7 protein-coding genes, 15 tRNA genes and 2 other annotated features are annotated in these 8,348 nt (G+C 43.5%); of the genes, 20 read left to right on the top strand and 2 right to left on the bottom strand.

What is annotated here, in order from left to right; translation table 11 throughout:
- The first annotated feature begins 4 nt into the window (after nucleotides 1-4).
- The 17 genes from BUQ87_RS14640 to BUQ87_RS14560 all read left to right on the top strand — a co-directional run bounded on the left by BUQ87_RS14640 (nucleotide 5) and on the right by BUQ87_RS14560 (nucleotide 3,506).
- Nucleotides 5-89 (top strand) — tRNA-Tyr (locus BUQ87_RS14640).
- 16 nt (nucleotides 90-105) lie between these two features.
- Nucleotides 106-179, top strand: a tRNA-Gly gene (locus BUQ87_RS14635).
- Between the two features lie 4 nt (nucleotides 180-183).
- Nucleotides 184-260 (top strand) — tRNA-Arg (locus BUQ87_RS14630).
- Between the two features lie 10 nt (nucleotides 261-270).
- A tRNA-Gln gene (locus BUQ87_RS14625) sits at nucleotides 271-346 on the top strand.
- 7 nt (nucleotides 347-353) lie between these two features.
- Nucleotides 354-429, top strand: a tRNA-Lys gene (locus tag BUQ87_RS14620).
- 22 nt (nucleotides 430-451) lie between these two features.
- Nucleotides 452-540, top strand: a tRNA-Ser gene (locus BUQ87_RS14615).
- Between the two features lie 5 nt (nucleotides 541-545).
- Nucleotides 546-621 (top strand) — tRNA-Phe (locus tag BUQ87_RS14610).
- A gap of 25 nt (nucleotides 622-646) precedes the next feature.
- Nucleotides 647-723, top strand: a tRNA-Met gene (locus tag BUQ87_RS14605).
- Between the two features lie 6 nt (nucleotides 724-729).
- Nucleotides 730-806, top strand: a tRNA-Ile gene (locus BUQ87_RS14600).
- Between the two features lie 28 nt (nucleotides 807-834).
- Nucleotides 835-911: transfer RNA gene (locus BUQ87_RS14595), tRNA-Pro, on the top strand.
- A 9-nt stretch (nucleotides 912-920) separates the two neighbouring features.
- Nucleotides 921-997 (top strand) — tRNA-His (locus BUQ87_RS14590).
- Between the two features lie 8 nt (nucleotides 998-1,005).
- Nucleotides 1,006-1,081: transfer RNA gene (locus BUQ87_RS14585), tRNA-Lys, on the top strand.
- Between the two features lie 5 nt (nucleotides 1,082-1,086).
- A tRNA-Cys gene (locus BUQ87_RS14580) sits at nucleotides 1,087-1,160 on the top strand.
- Nucleotides 1,161-1,182: 22 nt separating this feature from the next.
- Nucleotides 1,183-1,266: transfer RNA gene (locus BUQ87_RS14575), tRNA-Leu, on the top strand.
- 26 nt (nucleotides 1,267-1,292) lie between these two features.
- Nucleotides 1,293-1,369: transfer RNA gene (locus BUQ87_RS14570), tRNA-Arg, on the top strand.
- A 90-nt stretch (nucleotides 1,370-1,459) separates the two neighbouring features.
- On the top strand, nucleotides 1,460-1,723 hold the full coding sequence (locus BUQ87_RS14565) for a GIY-YIG nuclease family protein (protein ID WP_038267168.1): 264 nt from the start codon (nucleotides 1,460-1,462) through the stop codon (nucleotides 1,721-1,723).
- 298 nt (nucleotides 1,724-2,021) lie between these two features.
- The gene (locus tag BUQ87_RS14560; protein WP_052636306.1) at nucleotides 2,022-3,506 is read left to right on the top strand and encodes a mechanosensitive ion channel; all 1,485 of its coding nucleotides are present in this window, start codon (nucleotides 2,022-2,024) and stop codon (nucleotides 3,504-3,506) included.
- Between the two features lie 287 nt (nucleotides 3,507-3,793).
- On the opposite strand, the gene BUQ87_RS15355 is transcribed toward BUQ87_RS14560, so the two are convergent.
- Complete coding sequence (locus tag BUQ87_RS15355) at nucleotides 3,794-3,967, bottom strand: hypothetical protein (RefSeq protein WP_159434357.1); 174 nt, start codon at nucleotides 3,965-3,967, stop codon at nucleotides 3,794-3,796.
- A 68-nt stretch (nucleotides 3,968-4,035) separates the two neighbouring features.
- Nucleotides 4,036-4,200 carry a hypothetical protein gene (locus tag BUQ87_RS15350; RefSeq protein WP_159434356.1) on the bottom strand — a complete coding sequence of 55 codons (165 nt, stop codon included), beginning with the start codon at nucleotides 4,198-4,200 and terminating at the stop codon, nucleotides 4,036-4,038.
- A gap of 206 nt (nucleotides 4,201-4,406) precedes the next feature.
- Nucleotides 4,407-4,645: a binding site (T-box leader), on the bottom strand.
- A gap of 204 nt (nucleotides 4,646-4,849) precedes the next feature.
- Nucleotides 4,850-5,082, top strand: a binding site (T-box leader).
- 355 nt (nucleotides 5,083-5,437) lie between these two features.
- Between BUQ87_RS15350 and BUQ87_RS14555 the strand changes: the two genes are divergently transcribed.
- The 3 genes from BUQ87_RS14555 to ilvB form a co-directional block, all read left to right on the top strand.
- The gene (locus BUQ87_RS14555) at nucleotides 5,438-5,680 is read left to right on the top strand and encodes an ACT domain-containing protein (protein WP_038266833.1); all 243 of its coding nucleotides are present in this window, start codon (nucleotides 5,438-5,440) and stop codon (nucleotides 5,678-5,680) included.
- A 1-nt stretch (nucleotide 5,681) separates the two neighbouring features.
- Nucleotides 5,682-6,674 carry a ketol-acid reductoisomerase gene (gene ilvC / locus BUQ87_RS14550; protein ID WP_038266829.1) on the top strand — a complete coding sequence of 331 codons (993 nt, stop codon included), beginning with the start codon at nucleotides 5,682-5,684 and terminating at the stop codon, nucleotides 6,672-6,674.
- A 25-nt stretch (nucleotides 6,675-6,699) separates the two neighbouring features.
- On the top strand, nucleotides 6,700-8,348 hold a 1,649-nt coding region (gene ilvB / locus BUQ87_RS14545; RefSeq protein ID WP_052636258.1), incomplete at its 3' end, for a biosynthetic-type acetolactate synthase large subunit.

Here is an 8,348-nt window from a genome sequence, read left to right as displayed (position 1 = left end):
AAATGGAGGAATTCCCGAGTGGCCAAAGGGGGCAGACTGTAAATCTGTTGGCAGCGCCTTCGCTGGTTCGAATCCAGCTTCCTCCACCATCTTTTTCAACTAAATGCGGGTGTAGCTCAGTGGTAGAGCCCCGGCCTTCCAAGCCGGTTGCGAGGGTTCGATCCCCTTCACCCGCTCCATTATGCGTCTGTAGCTCAGTAGGATAGAGCAACGGCCTTCTAAGCCGTGTGTCCGGGGTTCGAATCCCTGCAGACGCGCCATTTAAAACATTGGGGATTCGCCAAGTCGGTAAGGCACAGGACTTTGACTCCTGCATGCACTGGTTCGAGTCCAGTATCCCCAGCCAAAGATACGACCCATTAGCTCAGTCGGTAGAGCATCTGACTTTTAATCAGGGTGTCCCGCGTTCGAGTCGCGGATGGGTCACCATCTTAACTTTAAAAAGCAATACGGAGGGGTACCGAAGTGGTCATAACGGGGCGGTCTTGAAAACCGTTAGGGTGCAAGCCCACGTGGGTTCGAATCCCACCCCCTCCGCCAGATACGCCCAGATAGCTCAGTCGGTAGAGCAGGGGACTGAAAATCCCCGTGTCGGTGGTTCGATTCCGCCTCTGGGCACCAAATAAAATCAAATCAAGTGTTAAGTGGCGGCATAGCTCAGCTGGCTAGAGCGTTCGGTTCATACCCGAGAGGTCACAAGTTCGATCCTTGTTGCCGCTACCATAAGATGGGCCTTTAGCTCAGTTGGTTAGAGCGCCCGGCTCATAACCGGTAGGTCTGGGGTTCGAGTCCCTGAAGGCCCACCATCTTAATTACATGAAACTTGTTTTGATTCGAGGTGTAGCGCAGTTTGGTAGCGCACATGGTTTGGGACCATGGGGCCGGGGGTTCGAGTCCCTCCACCTCGACCATTTATTACGGTGGGTATAGCTCAGTCGGTTAGAGCGCCAGATTGTGGCTCTGGAGGTCGTGGGTTCGATTCCCATTATCCACCCCAAATATTATGACCCATTAGCTCAGTCGGTAGAGCATCTGACTTTTAATCAGGGTGTCCCGCGTTCGAGTCGCGGATGGGTCACCATCTGAGGCGGCATAGCCAAGTGGTAAGGCAGAGGACTGCAACTCCTTCACCCCCAGTTCAAATCTGGGTGCCGCCTCCAATTTAATACTTATATCACACATGCGGGTGTGGCGGAATTGGCAGACGCGCTAGACTTAGGATCTAGTGTCCAGTACGTGGGGGTTCAAGTCCCTCCACCCGCACCATTTTTATTTATATAAGCCCTGAATATGCGCCTATAGCTCAACTGGATAGAGTGTCTGACTACGAATCAGAAGGTTCGGGGTTCGAATCCCTGTGGGCGCACCATTAAGTATGAATGCTTTCAAAGAATAATTTCTTTTGAAGGTTTTTTTTAGTTTACGGAAGATTTTAAACAAATGAAGAGCGGTGACTATTATGGCATACACATACATGCTGCGTTGCAGCGATAATACGCTTTATACGGGATGGACAAAGGATATTGAAAGAAGGCTCTTGGAGCACAACAGGGGAAAGGCTTCAAAATATACGAGAGTTAGGCTTCCTGTAGAGCTTGCATATTTGGAGGAATACGAAAGTGATAGCGATGCCAGAAAGCGTGAGGTTCAGATAAAAAAGCTTACGAGGGCTAAGAAGCTGTCCCTTATAGAAGGCTGTGAATCAGACATAGATAAGGGTTGACTATAAATCTATGGTATTGTAATACGCTGACATATAGGCACTGCAGATATAGATTATGATAGACTGAAAACTTAAAAAACCACTTTGCCTGCTGCAGATGAATACATTTCATCTGTTTTTTTATTACAAAAAATCCATTTGAATAGAAATGCATACTGAAATTAAAATATGATTTTAAAGAAAACGTAGGGGTATATAAAGAACAACACTGGCATTAAAAGGATATTGCAGTAAGAAATGGATTATATGCAACATATGCCTAAATGTAAGTGCAAAAAATAATAAAGGGGGCATGACTATGGGACCGATAGTAAGTGCAAGGGACATTATAATGCTTTATGTTCCAAAATTTTTAGGAGCGATACTTATATTACTTGTGGGTTTGCTTGTTGCAAAGGCGATAGCATCTGCCGCAGGAAAGCTTGTTGAAAAGAATTCAAAGATTAAAGAAGGAGTAAACAAGCTGTTTGGAGACACTGAAAAGGAAATCAAAGTAGGAAGGCTGGTAGTGAAGAGTATATACTATATAGTTATGATATTTGTAATAATAGCAGTGTTTGAGGCTCTGGGCTTTACACGACTTACTCAGCCACTTAACAGTTTCCTTGGAAGCATATTTAGCTTTATTCCTCAGATAATAGGTGCCATAATACTTTTGGCAATAGCCTGGGTTGCAGCAAGAATACTCAAATTCTTGGTTGTAAAGGCTCTTAAATCTGTAAAAGTAGACGAAAAGATGAAAACCCAGAGAGAAGGCATAGCACCGCTCAGCCAGACTGTGGGTGAGATAGTATACTGGTTTGTATTCCTGATATTCCTTCCGGCAATACTAAGCGCACTTTCACTTGGAGGAATACTCTCACCTATACAAAATATGATAGACAAGATATTCCAGGCTCTTCCGAACTTGGTTGCAGCCGCTCTTATAATAGCTATAGGCTGGTTCATAGCATCCAAGATAAAAAAGGCTGTCACTCAAATTCTTGAATCGGTGGGAATAGACAGAATAGGAGCAAAAGAAGATCAGGAGAGCAAAAACAGACTTTCAGAAATAATAGGTACAATAGTATACGTACTGATATTGATACCTGTATTTGTTGCAGGATTTGACATGATAGGCCTGAAGGCCATATCTGCACCTGCTGTAAATATGCTTGACAGCGTTATGAATTTCATACCGAGCCTGTTCTCGGCGTTTGTAATAGTATATATTGCATATTTCATAGGAAGAATAGTGGGAGATCTTGTAAGCAGAATACTTGGAAAACTCAATATAGAAAAAATATTTTCGGATATAGGTCTTGTGAGCCCTGAAAAATCGGGGGAAAGACTGCCGAATATGGTAGGATATCTTGTAAAGGTGGCCATAGTGTTCTTTGCAGTTCTCGAAGCGGCAAACATACTTGGTCTTACAATGTTTGCGGATATAGTTGACCAGTTCATAGTGCTTGCAGGCCATATACTCCTTGGAATTGTAATAATAGGAATAGGACTGTATTTGGCGCAGCTTGTAGCATCAATAATAGGCCAGAAAAAATCTGCCTCATCTGAGATGTTGTCCATAATTGCAAAGGGATCGATAATAGTACTTTCTTTGGCAATGGGGCTTAGACAGATGGGAATAGCAAATGAGATAATAAACATGGCATTCGGATTTACAATAGGTGCAATAGCAATAGCGGGAGCCATAGCTTTTGGAATTGGAGGAAAAGATGCAGCTGCAAAAGCTCTTTCTAAATTTGGTGAGAATGATGAAAAAGCAAAAGAGGAAACAACAAAATAGAATAGATAGCATAAAAATAAGGGCCTGCATATGCGGGCCCTTATTTTTGTCCGAACGAGATATATTTATTAGGAGAAAATTTAAATGGCATTTATTATTTACCCGTATGTGTAAGTGCAAAACAAAAACATAGAATCTTCCGAAAATAACATAACTGTAAATCAAAAAATATATATACAAACAAAAACAGGGCATCCACAAAATATCTGTGAAGCCCTGGCTATATGAAAGATTCAATATCGACTATTCCAATGTCGCTATCCATAATATACCACCTCTATGTTTTATTAAAATTCGAAAGAACCACAACCCATAAAGTTTAGTCCTGACTGTGTTAATTCTCTTCTGAACTCAGAATGTTCTTTTTTACCTTCGACCTCAAGGCTGCTAAAGTCGGTTGCTCCGCTAAAATTCTCAGAATAGTTTTCTGAAACAAAATTATTTTCACAGTTATTTTTCATTGCAATTCCCCCTATAAGTGTAAATACTAAAAATAGAATCAATACAAATATCATGCGATACTTAAAAATTAAAGCAGTTCAAGATTTCCAAGTCCAAAATAGTTAAAGTTCATCTGGGAAACTTCTCTTCTAAGTTCGTCGCTTTTTTCAGATTTAAGGCTGCTGAAGTCAACTGAAGGTGAGAATACATCATTGTTTTCGTTTTTGTAGTTCTTTTCAAAAGTTTTTTCCATTGTAATTCCTCCTAAATAATTTAATAGTCATTGAAACAATAATAAATACAAGACACAGAATTCAGTATATGGTTTGGAATATTCTGAATATTTACGGCGTATTCACACACTCCCCGGAGAGTCTGCCTAGATGAGGCAAAGCCTATACCGACCGGATTTTGAAAATAAAAAAACTCTCGAATCTATGAACACAAATATATAGCATTCATAGGGACGAAAGTATTATCCGCGGTACCACCCTATTTTATGGCAAAAGCCAACTCCATTAATCAGGTCTTTATCAAACCATATAGCCAAGTAACGCTGGCGGACGTCCAAGTCTACTTTGAAGCTTCGACTTGAAAGCTCAGGAGTGATCATTATATGCCGCATACCGCTAATTCTCACCAAACATTAGCTCTCTTGAGATATGTGGAGGCATTTTTGTCTCCGTCACTGCTTTTAAATATTCTGAATTTTTAAAATTTTGTTGCTATGTATGTCATTATAAAATCATATGGAGTATATGTCAATACATTTTTTGAAAAAAATTTTTAAAAACCAAAAAAATAACTGAAAACGTAAAATTTTTTTTATTTTCAAAAAACTATAGACAAGAGTACAATATGCTGATAGAATACAAAACTATAGCAAGTCAAAAAACATTTTGATAAATGCAGAGAAAGAGAGCATATCTTACAGGCAGCTTTAAGAGAGTCGGCGGGTGGTGTGAGCCGATAGTGCAGAGAAGATTATGGTAGCTCTGGAGCACCGTCTTTGAAAAAGAGTAGAAGGCGGCGGATTAACCCCGTTAAAGGTTGAGGCAAGCGCCAAAAGAGAAGTCTTACTGATTACTGTCAGAAGGCAATTAGGGTGGTACCGCGAGAATTACTCGCCCCTGAACGTTAGTTCAGGGGCGTTTTTTTATAAAGTTATTCTGCTGGTATTAATAGCATTATGCTGTATCTCCTATAGATAGAGGCGAGCGCCAAAGAGATGCACTGCTGACATGTCGGCAGGCAATTAGGGTGGTACCGCGAAATTATTCGCCCCTGAACATTTAGTTCAGGGGCGTTTTTTATTATGAGGTATGCACCCACTAACATGACAGGTATGCGTATGTCACTGTATGAGCAGATGTACACAAAAATATTGTATATAATATGCAAGATACAATATACATTAAAATGAGAATCATGAATAAAATGGTGCGCCAGTGATTTTTAAAACTGTGAAAATATGAAAAGGGGTGTAGAGCATGGCCAGGAGTTTTGAGATAAGGGCAGAAAACGGAGTGGAATCGCTACTGAGGATTGTTGGAATACTCAAGAGAAAAAGATTTGACATAAAAAACGTCAACATGGAGCATGTGGAAGGTATGGCTACGAGCCTGATGATAACGCTTGGCGATGACTCGGAATACGCGCCTGAATATGCAATGAAGCACGTTGAAAAACTTTTTGGAATATCAGAAATAAAAGAAATCAAGGGGGAGAATTAAAATGGCGAAGATGTACTATGAAAAAGACGGAGATGCAGGAATAATAAAGGGCAAGAAGGTTGCGATAATCGGATACGGAAGCCAGGGACACGCCCACGCGCTAAACCTAAAGGAAAGCGGAGCAGACGTTGTGATAGGACTCCACAAGGAGAGCAAGTCTGCAGACAAGGCGAGAAAAGACGGATTCGAAGTGTACGAAGTTGCAGAGGCTGCAAGACTTTCAGACGTTATAATGATGCTTATCCCTGACGAAAAGCAAAGGGAGGTTTACGAGCAGAGCATAAAGGATAACCTAAAGGAAGGCGACGCGCTAGCATTCGCGCACGGATTCAACATCCACTTCACACAGATCAACCCGCCTGAAAACGTGGATGTATTCATGGCTGCGCCAAAGGGACCTGGACACCTTGTAAGAAGGGTGTACACGGAAGGCGGAGGAGTTCCGGCTCTTATAGCGATTCATCAGGACTACAGCGGAAAGGCAAGAGACATTGCAATGTCTTATGCGATAGGAATAGGATCTGCAAGAGCAGGAGTACTTGAAACTACATTCAAAGAGGAGACTGAAACAGACCTTTTCGGAGAGCAGGCAGTGCTTTGCGGAGGGGTTACAGAGCTTATAAAGGCAGGATTTGATACACTTGTAAACGCGGGATACCAAAAGGAAGTTGCATATTTCGAGTGCCTTCACGAGCTAAAGCTTATAGTGGACCTTCTTTACGAGGGAGGCTTCGAGAACATGAGATACAGCATATCTGACACTGCCGAGTATGGAGACTACATGATAGGAAGAAGAATAGTTACAGATGAGACAAGGGCCGAAATGAAAAAGGCGCTTACTGAAATCCAAAACGGGGAGTTCGCAAGAAATTGGCTTATGGAAAATGCTCTGAACAGGCCTAACTTCAACTCGATAAAGAGAAACGAGCTGGAGCATCCTATAGTGGAGGTTGGAAAAGAGTTAAGATCTATGATGACTTGGATCAAGGGCTAAAACGCTAGCCTTGGGGGTGAATGTATTGAGGATAAGCGCATCGGACGCACTTATAGAGATAATACTTGAAAACAAAGTAGACACGGTGTTTGGATATCCGGGAGGGGCCGTAGTGCCCCTTTACGACTCCCTTCACAAAAATACGGGCAGGATAAAACACATAAGGACCGCCCACGAGCAGGGGGCTGTGTTTGCGGCGGACGGCTACGCCAGAGTGAGCGGCAGGCCTGGAGTTTGCATAGCAACATCCGGACCTGGGGCCACAAACCTCATAACGGGAATAGCAGGAGCCCACATGGACTCCATACCGATGGTGGTAATTACTGGGCAGGCACCATCGGCGCTTCTTGGAAGGGACTCATTCCAGGAGATTGACATAACAGCCATGACGCTTCCGATCACAAAGCACAACTACAGTCTTACGGATGCATCGAGATTTGTTCAGACCGTGAGGGAGGCATTTGAAATAGCCTCTTCAGGCAGGCCGGGCCCTGTGCACATAGACATACCAAGGGATGTATTCCTTGAAATAGTCGACTATGAGCAGAGGGCTGTAGAAGAAAAAAGCATGATTTCAGAAATACATCCTGATACAATCAGGCAGATTGAAGAGGCGGCAATAGAGATAGGCAGGAGCAAAAAGCCCGTAATATACGCAGGCGGGGGGGTTACAAGGTCAAAGGCGTTTGAAGAGCTACTGGAGTTTGCCCAAAAGTGCGACATACCGGTTGCAAACACACTAATGGGGCTTTCCTCATTCCCGTCAAGCCACTGTCTTTCACTAGGGCTGTGCGGAATGCACGGCCACAGAGTTGCCAACATGGCCATAGCTGAAAGCGACCTTATAATCGCCGTAGGCGCAAGATTCAGCGACAGGAGCGTATGCAAGGGGGACGCATTAGGAAAGACAGTCATACAAATAGACATAGACGAGACGGAAATGGGCAAGAATGTCCAAAATACAATGCCGATAAGGGGAGACATAAAAACCTTGCTTCCTAGGCTTACAGACATTTCAAAAGAGATGGACAGAAGCTCGTGGATAGAAGAGGCAAGGTCAAGGGAAAATGAGATAAAGTCAATGCATTCGGGGATCAATTTCAATGCAAAGGGGATAATATCGAGGATAAACGGAAAATTCGCTAACGCCGTTGTCGCAACTGACGTCGGACAGCACCAGATGTGGACTGCCCAGCACTGGAAGTTCGAAGCCAAAGGAGGCTTTTTAAGTTCGGGGGGACTTGGAGCCATGGGCTACGGACTCGGCGCGGCAATAGGGGGAAAGGCTGCAGGGGCTGAAAGAGTAGTGCTTATCACAGGAGACGGAAGCTTCAAAATGAACTTCAACGAGCTTGCGACAATGAACGCCTACGACATTCCAATAACGGTGGTTGTGTTAAACAACAGCGCGCTTGGAATGGTGAGGCAGCTTCAAAAGGTTTTCACGCAGGAGAGATACAGCGCAGTCGACGTTTGCGACAACACGGACTACTGCACGCTGGCGAGGGCATTTGGGATAAGTTCGTTCAGGGCGAAAAGCTACGGCGAGCTTGAGGACGTTCTTTCAAGAGTGGACGGGTCCAAAAGCGCCGTAATAGAGTGCGTGACAGAAAAGGAAATGAACGTCGAGCCCATGGTAAGGCCGGGCGGCGGAATATGGGATATGATATACGT

This window comes from Peptoclostridium litorale DSM 5388 (genome assembly GCF_900141635.1).
Lineage (GTDB): Bacteria > Bacillota > Clostridia > Peptostreptococcales > Peptostreptococcaceae > Peptoclostridium > Peptoclostridium litorale.
This window is presented reverse-complemented; position numbering and strand designations above follow the sequence as displayed.

Coding starts and splice junctions, on each gene's coding strand:
- BUQ87_RS15355 (WP_159434357.1), bottom strand. CDS start 3,967: ATGAAAAATAACTGTGAAAATAATTTTGTTTCAGAAAACTATTCTGAG.
- ilvC (WP_038266829.1), top strand. CDS start 5,682: ATGGCGAAGATGTACTATGAAAAAGACGGAGATGCAGGAATAATAAAG.
- BUQ87_RS15350 (WP_159434356.1), bottom strand. CDS start 4,200: ATGGAAAAAACTTTTGAAAAGAACTACAAAAACGAAAACAATGATGTA.
- BUQ87_RS14555 (WP_038266833.1), top strand. CDS start 5,438: ATGGCCAGGAGTTTTGAGATAAGGGCAGAAAACGGAGTGGAATCGCTA.
- BUQ87_RS14565 (WP_038267168.1), top strand. CDS start 1,460: ATGGCATACACATACATGCTGCGTTGCAGCGATAATACGCTTTATACG.
- BUQ87_RS14560 (WP_052636306.1), top strand. CDS start 2,022: ATGGGACCGATAGTAAGTGCAAGGGACATTATAATGCTTTATGTTCCA.